This window comes from Bacillus sp. RZ2MS9, from assembly GCF_001816185.2.
In the GTDB taxonomy this organism is placed as follows: domain Bacteria; phylum Bacillota; class Bacilli; order Bacillales; family Bacillaceae_G; genus Bacillus_A; species Bacillus_A cereus.
Window position 1 is genome coordinate 1,231,027 of sequence record NZ_CP049978.1, and the last position, 16,460, is coordinate 1,247,486.

Genomic DNA, 16,460 nt, shown 5'->3' on the forward strand with positions numbered 1-16,460 from the left:
AGGGGAGAGGCAAAGATGAAAACATTGTTAGAGGTAAAAGATTTACAAGTCTCCTTTGATACACATGCAGGTGAAGTACAAGCTGTACGCGGCGTTACTTTTGATTTGAAAAAAGGAGAAACATTGGCGATTGTAGGAGAATCTGGTTCAGGGAAATCAGTTACTTCTAAAGCGTTAATGGGATTAATTCCGAATCCTCCTGGACGCATTAAAAATGGTGAAATCGTATTTGAAGGTCGTGACTTAACAAAATTAACAGAAAAAGAAATGCAGCAAGTACGCGGTAAAGATATTGCGATGATTTTCCAAGATCCAATGACATCATTAAACCCAACGATGACAATTGGAAATCAAATTATGGAAGGTCTAATTAAACACCAAGGGATGAGTAAAGCAGATGCACGTAAAGTTGCTTTAGAGTTAATTGACCTTGTAGGTATTCCAAATCCAGAAGCTCGTTTAAAACAATATCCTCACCAATTCTCAGGTGGTATGAGACAGCGTGTAGTTATTGCGATGGCGTTAGCTTGTAACCCGAAATTATTAATTGCCGATGAGCCGACAACAGCGCTAGACGTTACGATTCAGGCGCAAATTTTAGAACTTATGAAAGACATTCAGCAAAAAACAGAAGCAGCAATCATTTTCATTACGCATGACTTAGGTGTAGTAGCAAACGTTGCGGACCGAGTGGCAGTTATGTACGCTGGTAAAGTTGTTGAAATTGGAACTGTAGATGAAATTTTCTACAATCCGAAACATCCATATACTTGGGGTTTAATCGCATCTATGCCAAGTTTAGATGGTTCAGAAGAAGAGTTATATGCAATCCCTGGAACGCCTCCAGATTTATTGAAGCCGCCAAAGGGAGATGCTTTTGCACCACGTAACCCACAGGCACTGAAAATTGATTTTGAAATGGACCCACCTTTATTTAAAGTAAGTGATACGCACTATGCGGCAACTTGGTTACTTCACGAGCAAGCTCCAGAAGTAAAACCGCCGGCAGTCGTTGAAAAACGCATTCTTCAAATGAAAGCAGGTGAACAACATGACTAAACAACGTGAGAAATTAATTGAAGTAAAAAATGTAAAGCAACACTTCGACGTGAGTGGTGGTGTTGTCAAAGCGGTTAATGATATTTCATTTGATATTTACCGCGGAGAAACATTTGGTCTTGTAGGAGAATCAGGTTGTGGTAAATCGACAACTGGAAGAACGATTATTCGTTTATATGATGCAACTGCTGGTGAAGTGTTATTCGATGGTGAAAATGTACATGGTAAAAAATCACGCGCAGAGCTGAAGAAATTCAACCGTAAAATGCAAATGATTTTCCAAGATCCATATGCATCATTAAACCCTCGTATGACAGTAGGGGATATTATTGCAGAAGGTATCGATATTCACGGACTAGCGAAAAGTAAAAAAGAGCGCATGGACCGTGTTCATGAACTATTAAACACAGTTGGTTTAAATAAAGAGCACGCAAACCGTTTCCCACACGAATTCTCAGGTGGACAACGTCAGCGTATCGGTATCGCTCGAGCGCTTGCTGTAGATCCAGAATTTATCATTGCCGATGAGCCGATCTCAGCACTTGACGTATCGATTCAGGCGCAAGTTGTAAACTTACTGAAAAAGCTACAAAAAGAAAAAGGTTTAACATACTTATTCATCGCCCATGATTTATCAATGGTAAAATACATTAGTGACCGTATTGGTGTAATGTACCGTGGCCAAATCGTTGAGTTAACAACAAGTGATGAATTATATGCGAATCCAATTCATCCATATACGAAATCACTATTATCAGCGATTCCACTTCCAGATCCAGATTATGAGCGCAATCGTAAACGTATCGTATATGATCCATCACAGCATAATTATGGTAGTGAAGCACCAACAATGCGTGAAATTCGCCCAGGACATTTCGTACTATGTTCGGAAGCGGAGTACAAGAAATATAAAGAGATTTATCAATAAGAAAAAGAGCCATTCTTCTGTTATGGAAGGATGGCTCTTTTTCTTATTGATAAAAGAATTGTATACATTTGTCGGTCAGTCGATATATTTAAAGAATCGCCGATATAAATCTCATGTATCATTAGTGATATCCATATGCAAAATTACTGAACTTGAACAGAAACATTCTCCTCTTGTTCTTCAGGTTTAACAAGTGCATAACGCTCCCATGCTCTACTTTTCCAGCGGAAGAACATAATAATGGCACGTGTCCATTCGTCGATGGCGATTGCTAGCCAAATACCAACGAGCCCCATATCTAAATGAAAGGCGAAAAAGTAACCTAGTGGTAAACTCATTAACACCATAGAGAATGCACCGATTAAAACAGGATATTTTGCATCACCAGCTGCACGAAGCGAATTAATGATGACGATGTTCATCGTACGTCCCGTTTCAAGTAGTACACTTAGTAAAAGAACACTTGCGCCTAACCCGATAATGTACGGATTATCTGTAAACAGTCCCATTAATTGTGTACGGAATGTAATAACGAGAGCGACCATACATAAAGTTACACCAATCGCCCATTTTACACTTTTCCACAAGCGTTCGTATGCTTCATCTTTTTCGCCACCACCAACGAGGCGGCCAATAATAATGGCTGTTCCCATACCAATTGCAATTGCAAATAAATAAGTGAACATGGAAATGTTAGTAGCGTATTGTCTAGCAGCTAATGATTCCGTTCCTAAGTACGTTGCGTAATAAAGGAAGACGATTTGACAAGCTTGATACATCACTTGTTCAAATGCAGATGGAATGCCAATTTTTAAAATTTTCCCAATGTATTCTTTGGATAAAGTGAAGTAATATTGTAATTTCACACGATATTCCATAACGCGGTATAGTAACCAGAAGAAAACAATAAGTGCGATCAATCGACTGATAGCGGAAGAAATTGCAGCCCCTTGTACACCGAGCTCAGGGAAACCAAATTTCCCGAAAATGAGTACGTAGTTTCCAGCGATATGAATCATATTCATTCCGAGTGAAATAAACATCGCTTGCTTTGTAAAACCGTGTACACGGATAATTGCGGCTAATGAGTTAATAATAGCTTGTAGGAAGATGGCTCCTCCGACGATAGATAAGTAGTTTTGCGCATACGTTAGTACATCGCCTTGTAAGTTCATTGCGAGCATCATATGTTTCGAAAATAAAAGAAAACCAGCGCTTATAACGAGCCCAACTATTAAATTTAATGTGACGGCTAATGCTGATATTTTAGATGCTTCCATAAAGCGTTTGGAACCGAGGTATTGAGATACAACGATAGCAGCGCCGTTCCCGATGACTTCTAATACCAAAATCGCAATATGAAGATATTGATTCGCTGCACCAACCCCAGATACAGCATCGTCTGATAATGCACTTAACATGAAAGTATCAGCGATCCCCATTAACATAAAAAGAAAAACTTCTAGAAAAATAGGCCATGTTAATAAGAATAAACTTAATTTCTCAGTAGGCCCGTTTTTTGCCTGAATTGCTGCCATGTCCGTCCCCTCTTTACCGATATCTATTTTTAGCAAAATGTATCGTAACATACTTTCTTAACCTTTGCACTCATTTTAGCCTACATATTTTTATTATGAAGAGAGTGCTATTTTATGATAAAAACAAAAGGATAATTATACATAAAATATTATGAGATATAAAATTCATTTTTCTCTGATAATTTAGAAAAGTATAAAAAATATTATTTTTAACACTTTAGTATGAATAATCAGCAATATGAAACGTTTACAAAGGTATATTTTTTAACGAAAAATTTTAATGAAATAGAAATATAAATATACAAAAAATATATTTGTGTGTATAATATGAATTATTAGAACATATATATATTTCTTTTTGTTTGAAAATGAAAGGGTTAACATTTTTTTTGGAGGGTGGAAGTATGAAAAAAAAGATACCAGTTTTTGTAGCATCAACAGTAGCGATGAGCATGATGTTAGGGGCATGTAGCTATCAAAAAGATGAATCGCAAGCAAACGCTAAAGGGGATAGCGGAAAAAGCGGCGCGAAGCAAGTTATTAACTTAATTGAAACACAAGAAATTCCAACGATGGATCCAGCGTTATCAGCTGATGCAGTTTCTTCAAGAGTAATGACTAATACGATGGAAGGCTTATACAGTTTAGGAAAAGATGATAAGCTAGTTCCTGGTGTAGCGAAGGAATTCAAAAAATCAGAAGATGGTAAAAAATATACATTTAAATTACGTGAAGACGCAAAATGGTCAAATGGTGAGCCTGTGACGGCAAAAGATTTCGTATATGCATGGCAAAGAGCGATTAACCCAGATACAGCTGCGAAATCAGCGTACATTATGTATGATATAAAAAATGCAGAGAAAATTAATAAAAAAGAGATGAGTCCGGATCAATTAGGGGTAAAGGCGATTGATGATTATACATTAGAAGTGGAATTAGATAATTCAATTCCATACCTTGTAGATTTAATGGTATATCCAATCTTCTATCCTGTGAATGAAAAGTTTGTGAAAGAGCAAGGTACGAAGTTTGGTTTGGAAGCGAATACAACGCTTTATAACGGGCCATTTACATTAAGTGATTGGCAACATGAACGTAGCTTTAAAATGACAAAGAGCGCGTCATATTGGGACAATAAAGAAGTGAAGATTGAAGAAGTAAACTTTAATATTGTAAAAGATACATCTACGCCAATTAACTTATATGAAACAAATGCAATTGATCGAGCGTCGTTATTAGCGGAGTTTATTGATAAATATAAAGGAAAACCAGATTTCCAAACAGTAGAAGATACATCTGTATTCTTCCTTCGTTTAAATCAAAAAGATCCAGCTTTAGCAAATAAAAATATTCGTAAAGCAATTTCACTTGCTTTTGACCGTAAGCCATTCGTGGATACATTATTAAATAACGGTTCTAAGCCAGCGACAGGATTAATTCCTGATAACTTCATTAAAGGACCAGATAAAAAAGATTTCCGTGCTGTAAACGGGGATATTGTAAAACCAAACGTGAAAGAAGCGAAGAAATATTGGGAAGCTGGTAAAAAAGAACTTGGTAAAAATGAAATCGAATTAGAATTATTAAATGAAGATGTAGAGTTATCAAAGAAAACTGGTGAATATTTAAAAGGTGAATTAGAAAAGAATTTACCAGGTTTAACAGTAAAAATTAAACAACAACCATTCGCACAAAAACTAAAATTAGAAGATGCGGGCGATTATGTCATGTCATTCTCTGGATGGAGTGCGGACTTCCCAGATCCAATTACATATCTTGATATGTTTGTAACAGATGGGTCACAAAATAAGATGAAGTACTCTAATCCAAAATACGATGAAATCATTATGAAGGCGAAAAAAGATGGAAGCGATGTAAATGCTCGTTGGAAGAACTTATTAGAAGCAGAAAAAATGTTACTTGATGATGCTGCGATCGTTCCAGTATATCAACGTGGTAGAGCATATTTACAAAGAGATTCAATTAAAAATATGTATAACCATAAATATGGCGGCGATTTAAGCTTTAAATGGGCGTCAGTAGAGAAATAAGAAAAAAAGCAGGTGATCACCTGCTTTTTTTAATACGTTCGTTTCTTATAAATGCCGTTTCCGCCAACTTGGTTCCAGCCAGATTGTACATCCAAACTTTTGTTAACAAACTTCATTTTTTCTTTTCCACCAAAGAGCTTTTCGCCGATGCTATTTGTAATGACACCAATCAATGCTGTTATTCCGATGATGAGGGCAGCAACCGTAATAAAATCAATAAAAAAAGCAATCATTTGAAAACTCCCCCTTTGCCTGTCTGTATGTTTATTGTATGAGATAAAAAATGAAAAAGAAAGAAATGTCAGAAAAATATTTAATTTACTTTAGAAATCATGTAGACAGGAGGGAGGATATTTGTTAAAATAAGAACAAATGTTCCTTTTTATTCTCATTTGTATAGTCTTACATTTCTTAATTGATTTATCAAGAAAAAGTAAGAAAACGTTCTCTTTTTCATAGGGAAGATTATAGATAAATAACTATATATTATATGAAAAATCTATGGGAAGTGAGTAGTAAAAGGGTTGAAAGTTATTGTTAAAGTACAGCTGAAATGAGCGTAATCATGTTACATAGCAGTGAAATACACGGGAGAGTTTTCTCAACTAGCAGGAAATTTACTGTATATTTCTTGCAAAATCTATTGTATAATGATTATAGAAGTTACTTATTAAAAGTAATTGTTGTTTATTATAAGTTGTTGCTTACATGAAATGTGATTTTTGTACTTTTCAATAAGACAAGTTATCACGAAAAATTGCTGAAGTTAGAAATTAAAACTGTATTTAGTACAGAATTTGTACTCTTTAAGGAGAGTGAGCTTTGTATGGTAACATTATATAGTTCTCCAAGCTGTACGTCTTGTAGAAAGGCGAAATTATGGCTAGAGGAAAATCATATTCCCTATACAGAACGTAATATTTTCTCAGATCCATTAACGATTGAGGAAATTAAAGAGATTTTACGTATGACAGAAAGCGGAACGGATGAGATTATTTCTACTCGTTCGAAAGTTTTCCAAGAATTGAATGTAAACTTAGAGTCTTTACCACTTCAAGATTTATATAAGATGATTCGTGACTATCCAGGGATTTTACGTCGTCCAATTATGATTGACGAGAAACGCCTTCAAGTTGGTTACAACGAAGACGAAATTCGTCGTTTCTTACCACGTACAGTAAGAACGTTCCAATTACGTGAAGCACAACGTCTTGTAAATTAATTATAATAATATGAAAACCTTCTACCTATTATATAGTAGAAGGTTTTTTTTAATGTTTCACATTGCGTAATCGAACTTGTTGTACAATAAAGCCGATGCATAAAATAGTGAAAATGAACAAATAAGGAATGCTTGCAGTGAAACTTGGATTGTTATGAAAAAAGGTTGCAAGTCTGTCTTCATGTGTAACCATTTTTCCTGCAGTATAGGCAAGAATCGCTGCACCGCAATAAATGAGGAATGGAAATCGTTCCATAAGTATTAAAATAAGTTTGCTGCCCCAAATAATAATCGGGATAGAAATGAGTAAGCCGATTATGACGAGTAAAAATCTCCCGTGAGCTGCACCTGCAATGGCAATAACATTATCAAACCCCATAACGAGATCCGCGAAAACAATTGTCCGCACAGCTTGAAATAAAGTTGTTTTTCCTTGAATAGAAGAAAGATCGTTGCTATTATCGGTTAATAAATTGACTGCAATTAATGTAAGTAAAACCCCGCCAATCAATTGTAGAAATGGAATGTCGAGTAAATAGACAGCTAGTATAGTAAGGACAATTCTTAGTACAATCGCTAAAAGAGTACCGATCAAAATAGCCTTATTTCGTTTCGATTCAGGTAAATTTCGGCTAGCTAGTGCGATGACGATTGCATTGTCACCACCTAATACAACATCGATACCGACAATCATTAGTACGGATGTTAAAAACTCTAAGTCCATTCGTCTGCCTCCATTTATGATGTTTTAATAAGCGAACTATATGTATGTGATGAAGAAAGTTGTTGTTAAATAATCTCTTCTAATAGAAGTTTCACTTTATTACAGTGTACGGGGGAATGTGGAAATGTATGTCCAAATTTTTTGTAAGTAAGAAATCGCTATAATAATATATTTATGTAGTTTATCGAGTAAAGATAGGCATATAACTATTTTTGTAAAATAAATCGATTTTATTTCCATTCTGGAGAATCTTATCATAAAATGAGAGTACAAGAATCTATTGATTTGTCATATGAGTGGGGAATCCCTTCATAACAATTCTAAGCAGGAAGGGAGAGTTGTATTTTGGATATTGAAAGAATTAATGATCATACGATGAAATTTTTTATTACGTACATTGATATAGAGGATAGAGGATTTAATCGTGAAGAGATTTGGTATGATCGCGAACGAAGTGAAGAGCTCTTTTGGGAGATGATGGACGAAGCTCGTGATCATGACGATTTCTTTATTGATGGGCCGTTATGGATTCAAGTGCAAGCAGTCGATAAAGGGATTGAAGTACTTGTCACGAAAGCAGAGCTTTCAAAGGACGGGCAAAAGCTGGAACTACCGATAGGGGTAGACAAAATTATAGATATTCCTCTAGATGAAGGCATCGAATCATTATTCCAGCAAGAATTAGTCGAAGAGGTAGAAGAACAAACAGGAACAAACTTTAATGAAGATGGTACGTTTGGCTTTTTAATTAAGTTTAATGATTTTGAAGATGTCATTTCATTAAGTCATCGTCTTATCTTTGAAGATATAAAAGATGAGCTGTATTCATTTGAGAACCGCTATTATGTATATGTGGAATTCGATGAAGTGCTACATGATGAAGAAGAAATCGATCGTATTTTAAGTATTATTTTAGAATATGGAGAAGAATCAACTTTAACAATTCATCGTGTAAGTGAGTATGGAAAACAAATTGTGAAAGAGCATGCGCTTGAAACGATTCGCAATAATTTTCCTGCTAAAACGTAGGCCGATTTCTGTAGTATGAAATCGGCTTTTTATATGAAGAATAGGAAAGCTTTCTTAGTTAGGAGGTAAGAGATGAAAAATACGTTAAAGCTGATTTTCTTTATACTGCTATTGTTCGCATTATTTGTTTCGTTACGCATGTTTATTGATGTAGCATTTTATTCAGATGTGATTGGGATAAAAGATGTTTCGGTTTTAGGTATTATTAGTATTTTATTTACAGTATCTGCGTTTTTAATTGGTTGCGTTATTTTCTTAGAGAACCGTCATCCGTCAAAAACACTTACATGGCTCATTGTGTTAGGTATTTTTCCGGTATTTGGATTCTTCGCTTATTTATTATTCGGACAGAACTTTCGGAGGAAGAGAATGTTCCAAAAGAAGGCGTTGCTCGATGAACAAGCGTTTTTACAATATAAGGGGCATGAAGATTACGAAGAACGGATTTTACGCAATCATAAGCATCAAGAGCTGTTATTTCGTTTAGCGGATCGCTTAGGCGCTTTAAATATTTCATTTCAAACTGAAACGAGAACATTAACAAATGGAGATGAAACGTTTCAGGCCATTTTAGATGGATTAAAACGAGCGAAACATCACATTCATATGGAATATTACATTGTGCGTGATGATAAGCTTGGAACGGAAATTAAAGATATTTTAATACAAAAATCAAAAGAGGGCGTAGTCGTTCGTTTTTTGTATGATGCGGTTGGAAGTTTTAAATTATCAAAATCGTATATTGAAGAATTAAACGATGCAGGAGTCGAAATGATTCCGTTCTTCCCTGTACGCTTTCCGATTTTAAACGATAAAATTAATTATCGAAATCATCGAAAAATCGTTATTATTGATGGAAATGAAGGCTTTGTAGGTGGATTAAATATTGGTGATGAATATTTAGGGAAGGATAAGTACTTCGGCTTTTGGCGAGACACACATTTATATTTGCGTGGTGAAGCTGTACAAAGTTTGCAGCTTATTTTCCTTCAAGATTGGTTTTATATGACTGGTGAGGCTGTGCTAGCCCCTGAATATTTACAAGCGAAAGCAGTTGAGGGGGAGCATTGGGGAGGCGTGCAGCTTGTTGCAGGTGGGCCTGATAATAAATGGGAAACGATTAAGCATTTATATTTTGCCATGATTGCTTCTGCTCGGAAATCCATTTGGATTGCAACGCCGTATTTTATTCCGGATGATGATATTTTATCCGCATTAAAGGTTGCTGCACTTGCTGGTATTGATGTTCGTTTATTAATGCCGAGTAAACCGGATAAGCGTACTGTCTTTTACGCATCGAGATCTTACTTCCCAGAGCTTTTAGATGCAGGTGTAAAGATATATGAATATGAAAAAGGTTTTCTTCATAGTAAAGTTGTCATCGTCGATTCTGATTTAGCTTCAATTGGGACAGCTAATATGGATATGAGAAGTTTTCATTTGAATTTTGAAGTAAATGCCTTTTTATATGATACAGATAGCATTCGAAAACTTGTTCAAGACTTTAAAGATGATTTAGAAGAATCAAGTGAAATTCATGTTGATCATTTTCATAAAAGACGTCTTCATAGACGAATTGTTGAATCAACATACCGCTTATTATCACCTTTATTATAAAAAGAGATGTCCGAAATTGGGACATCTCTTTTTTAAAAGGAATTTGTAACAAATTGTAGAATATAAGGAGCTGAAAGGGTGTGATTACGATATTTATCGCTAAAAGAGAAAACGGAGAGAAAATTCATTTACTCTATAATTGTAATGAAAAGCTTTTGCGCCGTATGCGTCAACAAGAACGATTCTTTTGTGTAGCTTGTGGAAAGGAAGTGCAAATGAAATTAGGGAAACAAAAAAGTTGGCATTTTGCTCATAAAAAAGTGAATTCATGTCTTGCCTTTTATGAAGCGGAATCAACGTATCATATGCACGGTAAAGAATTGTTATATAGATGGTTCAAGCGTCAAAACTTTCAGGTGGATATAGAGTACTACCTTCCAGAAATTAAGCAACGACCAGATGTTTTTGTAGAGAGGGCGGGCAGAAAAATTGCAATTGAATACCAATGTGCAAACCTCGCTATAGAGCAGCTGTACAAAAGAACATATTCGTATTGGCAAGCTGGTATACAGGTCATTTGGATCGTTGGTGGAAATCAATTGAAAAAGCAATCTGCATATTGGATGAAATTTTCCTCACTTATGGCTTTCTCCTTACAATCTTATCCTCAGCCACTTCTTATTTTCTTCTGTCCGAAACAAAAATCATTTATGAAATGTGCATTTGTCACTCCCTTTTCTACAAATGTCTTTTTCTCACATACTATATATTTACCAACTGATACGACTACTTTTGAAATGCTTTTTTCTCCCGTTCCTTTCGGGAAAGAAAGATTGGGTGAAGAGTGGAAGAAGAGAAAGAACTACTTCCGCAAAAATGCCCTGCCGATTTGGAATTATAATTATAAGTCATTATTACGCCTCTTATATCAATTTAAATGTACCCCAGCAAGCTTTCCTTCTGAAATTGGTGTTCCACTCCCTTCTGCATTTGCTTTACAAACAAACCCATTTATATGGCAAGCTTTCCTCTATATGAAGTGTATAGGGGAGCTTGCAGTGGGAGAGTGTATTTCTCTTCAATACGTGTGTAGTTATGTAAAAAGGTATACGAAAAGGCGGATACTTCCGTACTTTTCAAAGCACATATGGAAAGTGGCAGTTACTGAATATATGACATTCTTATGCTATATAGGTGTTTTGTGTAAAGTGGGAACTTATACGTACCGGAAAATAAGGGATGTCGTGATGTTAAAAACAGAGGAGGAAATTATGAAACATGATGAGATTTGCTTAATACATGCGCTATCTTTATTTGAGGCAAATTTTAACATGAGAGGAGGAAAAGGGGATATAATAAAGAATGATTGTGAAGGAATTACATAAGAAAAAACGAATTGTACTTAAGTAGAGATATTTAAAGGAGGGCTTAAAGAATGTCTGAACAAAACAAAGTGAAAGCATTACCAGATCGCAACGAGATTGAAGAAGCAAGTACGTGGCGATTAGAAGATATTTTCCAAACGGATGCAGAATGGGAAAAAGAATTCCAAGCTATTAAAGAGCTATTGCCGAAGTTAACTGAATTTAAAGGGAAACTTAGTGACTCTGCGGACAATTTACTTGAGGCATTGCAATATGAAGATGAAATTTCAATGCGATTAGGTAAGTTATATACATATGCTCATATGCGTTACGATCAAGATACAACAAACTCTGTATATCAAGCATTAAATGATCGCGCAACAAATTTATATTCACAAGTATCTAGTAGCACAGCGTATATTGTTCCTGAAATTTTATCGATTTCAGAAGATACACTGCAAACATTCTTGAAGGAAAATAGAGATTTAAGTGTATATGAACATGCATTAGAAGAAATTACACGTCAACGCCCGCACGTATTATCAGAAGCTGAGGAAGCTTTATTAGCGGAAGCATCTGAAGTAATGAGTTCATCAAGCAATACATTCGGTATGTTGAATAACGCGGATTTAAAATTCCCATCTATTAAAGGGGAAGACGGAGAAGAAATAGAAATTACACATGGCCGTTACATTCAGTTTTTAGAAAGTGATGATCCTCGTGTTCGCAAAGATGCATTTAAAGCTGTATATGAAACGTACGGAAAATTTAAAAACACATTCGCAAGTACGTTAAGTGGAGCAGTAAAACGTAATAATTTCAATGCGCGTGTTCGTAAATATGATTCTGCTCGCCAAGCTGCATTGAGCAATAATAATATTCCGGAAGCAGTATACGATCAACTCGTTGAAACAGTAAATGACAACTTACATTTATTACACCGTTACATCGATATTCGTAAGCGTGCACTAGGACTTGATGAGCTTCATATGTATGATTTATATACACCACTTGTACCAGAAGTGAAAATGAATGTGAAATACGAAGAAGCGCAAGACCTTTTATTAAAATCTTTAAACGTACTTGGTGATGAATATGTTGATATTTTGAAAGAGGCATATGAAAATCGCTGGGTAGATGTGTATGAGAATAAAGGAAAACGAAGCGGGGCATATTCATCTGGTGCATATGGAACAAATCCGTATATTTTAATGAACTGGCATGATAATGTAAATAATTTATTTACACTTGCTCATGAGTTTGGTCATTCGGTGCATAGTTACTATACAAGAAAAACACAACCGCACGTATATGGTGATTATTCCATCTTCGTAGCAGAAGTGGCATCTACTTGTAATGAAGCGCTTCTAAATGATTATTTATTAAAAACGACAGAAGATAAGAAAGAGCGTCTATATTTATTAAATCATTATTTAGAAGGGTTCCGTGGTACTGTATTCCGTCAAACGATGTTTGCAGAGTTTGAACATATTATTCATAAGAAAGTACAAGAAGGACATGCTGTCACGCCAGACATGCTAACGGAAATTTACTACGATTTAAATAAGAAATATTTCGGTGACGCTTTAGTAATCGACGAAGAGATTGGTTTAGAATGGTCTCGTATTCCACACTTCTACTACAACTATTACGTATATCAATACGCAACAGGATTTAGTGCAGCGACAGCTCTATCTAAACAGATTTTAGAAGAAGGACAACCAGCAGTAGAACGTTATATTAACGAGTTCTTAAAAGCAGGAAGCTCTGATTATCCAATTGAAGTGCTGAAAAAAGCAGGAGTAGATATGGCATCTCCTGAACCAGTAAAAGAGGCGCTACAAGTATTTGAAGAGAAATTAAATGAATTAGAAGCATTATTATTTGAAGAAAAGTAATGAAAAAAGACGAGGGATTGTATCCTCGTCTTTTTTGTTGAATAGATTTAATGTCGATATTTGTTGAAGAGAAAGGTGGATTTTTTTGTTTTTTCTAACTGAAAGGATAGCTTGACGGCTGATTTTTGAAATTAAAACCCTTTGAATCGTTTTTTATAATTGAAATAAGAGAGTGTGATAACGATGATTCCGAATAAAAGAGGTAAGGCAATAATTTTAGGAAAAGCTTGTAGTAGAGAGAGGATGTACAAGAAAAAAGAAACGATGACAGCTAGAAAGAGAAGAGCAATATAAGATTTTTTCATAAATAAACCCCCTAAATGACCTTTTTTATAGCTTATTCAAAAATGAAAACGTTTAGAATGTGACAAAAGTGTGAAATTCGACAAAAGGGGTTGTCATTTGACGTCGAATCTTGTAATATAATAAGCGTGAACGAATTCACATACAAACATATACCCCTTTGTTTGAACGTGAAAATTTCTCCCATCCCCTTTAATATTTTTATAAGCCGTAAAGAAGAAGACCTGGTGTTTACACCAGGTCTTTTTCTTTTGCTATCCATTTCCAATAACGTTCGCATTTTACTTCTATCATTTGTACTTTTCGTTTCAGTTGTAATTTTTTTAGTTCGCGTTCAATTTCTTGTTGCGGACAGTCATAAATAAATGCTACTTCTTTTGAAGATATAAATTGTGTTGCTTCTAGTAGCACTTCTAAAGGTGGTAATGGTTCTGGCTCAATTTCACATTTTACAAGTTCTTTCAATAATTGTACGTATACATCGTAGGAATAATTTCCAGCGATTTTAATACCTTCTTCATCTGAGTTTGCATGAAAAAAGACGAGGGAAGGTATTTCTGTAATATGCATTTCATTCGTGAATTTCAAGTCACATTGGAAAGCTTTTTTTGCACTAGCAGAATGTAGATCTTTTTTAAATTCTTCTACATCAATATTGCTATCTCTCGCACATGCAAGTAATAGTTCGCAATCAGGGTTTGATACATTTTCAAGGAAAATGTATTCTTGGAGTTTTCGCAAAAACTTCGAACCTGCTTTTCGGCCTTGCAACTCCGCTGCCTTAATTGCCATCGAAACTAAATATGGTGTTGACGATGCTTCTTGCATATGTACCTTTCCATCACATGAAAAACCTTGTAAACTGGTTGTCTTTTCCCACACAAATCGAATATTAGCAGGTTTATTCCATTTGTGTGAGGAAGCGTTCGTTCCATCCACTTTTCCTGTTACGATATGACGAATAGAGAAGTATTTCCCGTATTCAAGCCATAGTTTAATAATAAAAGGCTCAATTTCCCAGCAATCTTTACAAAGTGGATCAATAAATAAATATGCTTCTACAGACTTATGCTCGCATGCGGAAGGAGATGGCATATTTATATGCTTTGCTTCCTGCTTATCCATTACACTTCACCTGTTTCGTTTGGAGTATTAACCATGTGTTGAGCGGTTAATGCTAAACGTTCAAAAACAAACTCTCTTATATGACCATGCACTCCAGTATCATCCATTGCTTGCTCCATACATGATAGCCAAGCCTCTGCTCGTTTTGGGGTAATCTCAAACGGGAGATGGCGTGCTCTTAACATAGGATGACCATGTTCTTCAGTGTACAAATTAGGACCACCTAAATATTGTGTTAAAAATTGCTTCTGCTTCCTAGCGGTTTCTGTTAAATCTTCCGGGAAGATGGGAGATAAGTCAGGGTGTTTACTGACATAGGAATAAAATGTATCTACTAATATTGCAATGCATTGTTCACCGCCAATTGCTTCAAATGGTGTCATCGGTTGCTTGCTCATCCTTTATAAACTCCTTTTTCCATGAAATGTATATCTATTGTAGCAATGGAATGTTCGAGAGGGCAAATAAACAGCCTTCTCAAAGATTCTTTGCTTATTCTACGGGTGTAACCTTTTTTAGTGAGATGTATCCACTAGTGAAACATATTCACTAGTGGAATTTTCACTTTAGCGTGCTTTGTTTTGTTTGGCAAGGAAAAAGCGTTTTACTTTGTTATTTGTATGGCGAACAGGTATGTTATGTTGCGTTAATAAATCAATAAATGCAGCTTTTCCTGTTTCTTCATCTTGCACTTCAAATTCAATTTCATAATCATCGTGATTGTAATAGAAACTATGATCAAAGACAAGCGTTCCGCCTTTAAATAATGTTTCTGCTCTTTCTGTTGTTAAACTACCCATATATGTTAAAGCAGAAACAGGAATTTGTAATTTGTGTAATTGATCTACTACTGCTCCTTGAATGATTGTGTTTGTTTCCATCATCATTTTTGCTTCGTCTTCTGTTACGACTTGATGCGTTTCTAATAAACCGATTTCTGCAGGTTGTTTCAACGTTAACGTATAAGTTTCTCCTTTATGACGAATACGAAGTGCAGAGCCAGCTTCTTTTAACGAGAAGTCAGGTGTTTCAAAGTAGTGATTCACTTGTTTTGTAAATGCTTCAATAGAAAACGATTTACATAATGTATCGAATTCTTCTTTTGTAACGATATTTTTGAATTCAATTTCAATTTCTTGTGTCATTGTATAATCTCCTTTTGAAAAATAATTCTTTACACATTATCGCTTTTTCATAAATTTGGTTCAATGTTTTATTTGTTTGCGTCCATGTTATGATACAATAATACTGTTAAGTAAGACAGGAAGTTGAGATGGAGGAGTTAGAGCATGCAAAATAAAATCCAAGTTAAGAGCGTAGAAAAGAGAGAGAATGCTCTTATTTTTTGTGCGGAAAATAGTGAAATAGAGGTAAAGGAGTTAAGTGCGCGTAATCACGTACTTGTAGACTCAGACAATTTATCATTTTTATATATCTTAGAAAATGAATCATCTTTCATTTATGTAAGTATTCCGCACACATGCTGGGAAGCAATGCATGAAGCGATGAATAACGATGTGGTTATGTTCGTTCGCGTGAATGACATTGAAATGGAATTAGAAGGATTAAAAGAAGAAGTAGAATATTTAGTTGAAAATATTGAAGGTAATGCAAATTACGGAGAAGAACTAGTAACTGCTGTAGAAAAAGTATTTCTATAAG

Annotated in this window: 16 protein-coding genes; 9 read left to right on the forward strand and 7 right to left on the reverse strand. The window is 35.2% G+C overall.

Going from position 1 to position 16,460, the window contains the following annotated elements; all coding sequences use genetic code 11:
* Positions 1-15 precede the first annotated feature (15 nt).
* Positions 16-1,059 carry an ABC transporter ATP-binding protein gene (locus tag BHV55_RS06320; protein ID WP_000854346.1) on the forward strand — a complete coding sequence of 348 codons (1,044 nt, stop codon included), beginning with the start codon at positions 16-18 and terminating at the stop codon, positions 1,057-1,059.
* A complete protein-coding gene (locus tag BHV55_RS06325) occupies positions 1,052-1,987 on the forward strand; it encodes an ABC transporter ATP-binding protein (protein ID WP_000166348.1) in 936 nt (311 codons plus the stop codon). Before BHV55_RS06320 ends, BHV55_RS06325 begins: the two co-directional genes overlap by 8 nt.
* A gap of 143 nt (positions 1,988-2,130) precedes the next feature.
* Here BHV55_RS06325 and BHV55_RS06330 read toward each other — a convergent pair whose 3' ends face one another.
* Positions 2,131-3,576 (reverse strand): MATE family efflux transporter, encoded by a 1,446-nt coding sequence (locus BHV55_RS06330; protein ID WP_048568763.1) that lies wholly within the window; start codon positions 3,574-3,576, stop codon positions 2,131-2,133.
* Positions 3,577-3,929: 353 nt separating this feature from the next.
* Here BHV55_RS06330 and BHV55_RS06335 point away from each other — a divergent pair, with 353 nt between their 5' ends.
* Positions 3,930-5,576, forward strand: coding sequence for a peptide ABC transporter substrate-binding protein (locus BHV55_RS06335; RefSeq protein WP_000727250.1), 1,647 nt, complete (start codon positions 3,930-3,932; stop codon positions 5,574-5,576).
* A gap of 29 nt (positions 5,577-5,605) precedes the next feature.
* On the opposite strand, the gene BHV55_RS06340 is transcribed toward BHV55_RS06335, so the two are convergent.
* Positions 5,606-5,809 (reverse strand): hypothetical protein, encoded by a 204-nt coding sequence (locus tag BHV55_RS06340; RefSeq protein WP_070757207.1) that lies wholly within the window; start codon positions 5,807-5,809, stop codon positions 5,606-5,608.
* Between the two features lie 593 nt (positions 5,810-6,402).
* Here BHV55_RS06340 and spx point away from each other — a divergent pair.
* Positions 6,403-6,798 carry a transcriptional regulator Spx gene (gene spx, locus BHV55_RS06345; RefSeq protein ID WP_000258267.1) on the forward strand — a complete coding sequence of 132 codons (396 nt, stop codon included), beginning with the start codon at positions 6,403-6,405 and terminating at the stop codon, positions 6,796-6,798.
* 49 nt (positions 6,799-6,847) lie between these two features.
* On the opposite strand, the gene BHV55_RS06350 is transcribed toward spx, so the two are convergent.
* The gene (locus BHV55_RS06350; protein WP_000362615.1) at positions 6,848-7,522 is read right to left on the reverse strand and encodes a TerC family protein; all 675 of its coding nucleotides are present in this window, start codon (positions 7,520-7,522) and stop codon (positions 6,848-6,850) included.
* 345 nt (positions 7,523-7,867) lie between these two features.
* Here BHV55_RS06350 and mecA point away from each other — a divergent pair, with 345 nt between their 5' ends.
* The 4 genes from mecA to pepF all read left to right on the forward strand — a co-directional run bounded on the left by mecA (position 7,868) and on the right by pepF (position 13,370).
* The gene (gene mecA, locus BHV55_RS06355; RefSeq protein WP_000350716.1) at positions 7,868-8,551 is read left to right on the forward strand and encodes an adaptor protein MecA; all 684 of its coding nucleotides are present in this window, start codon (positions 7,868-7,870) and stop codon (positions 8,549-8,551) included.
* Between the two features lie 72 nt (positions 8,552-8,623).
* Complete coding sequence (locus tag BHV55_RS06360) at positions 8,624-10,168, forward strand: cardiolipin synthase (protein ID WP_000799198.1); 1,545 nt, start codon at positions 8,624-8,626, stop codon at positions 10,166-10,168.
* 80 nt (positions 10,169-10,248) lie between these two features.
* Positions 10,249-11,493, forward strand: a complete 1,245-nt coding sequence (locus BHV55_RS06365) for a competence protein CoiA (protein ID WP_000628332.1) — start codon at positions 10,249-10,251, stop codon at positions 11,491-11,493.
* 50 nt (positions 11,494-11,543) lie between these two features.
* Positions 11,544-13,370 (forward strand): oligoendopeptidase F, encoded by a 1,827-nt coding sequence (gene pepF / locus BHV55_RS06370; protein ID WP_000003366.1) that lies wholly within the window; start codon positions 11,544-11,546, stop codon positions 13,368-13,370.
* Between the two features lie 131 nt (positions 13,371-13,501).
* Here the strand turns inward: pepF and BHV55_RS06375 are convergent, their stop codons facing one another.
* The 4 genes from BHV55_RS06375 to BHV55_RS06390 form a co-directional block, all read right to left on the reverse strand.
* A complete protein-coding gene (locus tag BHV55_RS06375) occupies positions 13,502-13,675 on the reverse strand; it encodes a hypothetical protein (RefSeq protein ID WP_000750355.1) in 174 nt (57 codons plus the stop codon).
* A 229-nt stretch (positions 13,676-13,904) separates the two neighbouring features.
* A complete protein-coding gene (locus BHV55_RS06380) occupies positions 13,905-14,798 on the reverse strand; it encodes a ClpXP adapter SpxH family protein (RefSeq protein WP_000360656.1) in 894 nt (297 codons plus the stop codon).
* Positions 14,798-15,196: a globin domain-containing protein gene (locus BHV55_RS06385; RefSeq protein ID WP_000043386.1), complete on the reverse strand. Its 399-nt coding sequence runs from the start codon at positions 15,194-15,196 to the stop codon at positions 14,798-14,800. The genes BHV55_RS06380 and BHV55_RS06385 overlap by 1 nt, the downstream gene beginning before the upstream one ends.
* 168 nt (positions 15,197-15,364) lie before the next feature.
* A complete protein-coding gene (locus BHV55_RS06390; protein WP_000191120.1) occupies positions 15,365-15,943 on the reverse strand; it encodes a CYTH domain-containing protein in 579 nt (192 codons plus the stop codon).
* Between the two features lie 144 nt (positions 15,944-16,087).
* Here BHV55_RS06390 and BHV55_RS06395 point away from each other — a divergent pair, with 144 nt between their 5' ends.
* Entirely contained in the window at positions 16,088-16,459 is a 372-nt protein-coding gene (locus BHV55_RS06395) for a UPF0738 family protein (RefSeq protein WP_001180003.1), read from the forward strand.
* Position 16,460 lies beyond the last annotated feature (1 nt).

Coding starts and splice junctions, on each gene's coding strand:
- BHV55_RS06320 (WP_000854346.1), top strand. CDS start 16: ATGAAAACATTGTTAGAGGTAAAAGATTTACAAGTCTCCTTTGATACA.
- BHV55_RS06325 (WP_000166348.1), top strand. CDS start 1,052: ATGACTAAACAACGTGAGAAATTAATTGAAGTAAAAAATGTAAAGCAA.
- BHV55_RS06330 (WP_048568763.1), bottom strand. CDS start 3,576: ATGTTACGATACATTTTGCTAAAAATAGATATCGGTAAAGAGGGGACG.
- BHV55_RS06335 (WP_000727250.1), top strand. CDS start 3,930: ATGAAAAAAAAGATACCAGTTTTTGTAGCATCAACAGTAGCGATGAGC.
- BHV55_RS06340 (WP_070757207.1), bottom strand. CDS start 5,809: ATGATTGCTTTTTTTATTGATTTTATTACGGTTGCTGCCCTCATCATC.
- spx (WP_000258267.1), top strand. CDS start 6,403: ATGGTAACATTATATAGTTCTCCAAGCTGTACGTCTTGTAGAAAGGCG.
- BHV55_RS06350 (WP_000362615.1), bottom strand. CDS start 7,522: ATGGACTTAGAGTTTTTAACATCCGTACTAATGATTGTCGGTATCGAT.
- BHV55_RS06360 (WP_000799198.1), top strand. CDS start 8,624: ATGAAAAATACGTTAAAGCTGATTTTCTTTATACTGCTATTGTTCGCA.
- pepF (WP_000003366.1), top strand. CDS start 11,544: ATGTCTGAACAAAACAAAGTGAAAGCATTACCAGATCGCAACGAGATT.
- BHV55_RS06375 (WP_000750355.1), bottom strand. CDS start 13,675: ATGAAAAAATCTTATATTGCTCTTCTCTTTCTAGCTGTCATCGTTTCT.
- BHV55_RS06380 (WP_000360656.1), bottom strand. CDS start 14,798: ATGGATAAGCAGGAAGCAAAGCATATAAATATGCCATCTCCTTCCGCA.
- BHV55_RS06385 (WP_000043386.1), bottom strand. CDS start 15,196: ATGAGCAAGCAACCGATGACACCATTTGAAGCAATTGGCGGTGAACAA.
- BHV55_RS06390 (WP_000191120.1), bottom strand. CDS start 15,943: ATGACACAAGAAATTGAAATTGAATTCAAAAATATCGTTACAAAAGAA.
- BHV55_RS06395 (WP_001180003.1), top strand. CDS start 16,088: ATGCAAAATAAAATCCAAGTTAAGAGCGTAGAAAAGAGAGAGAATGCT.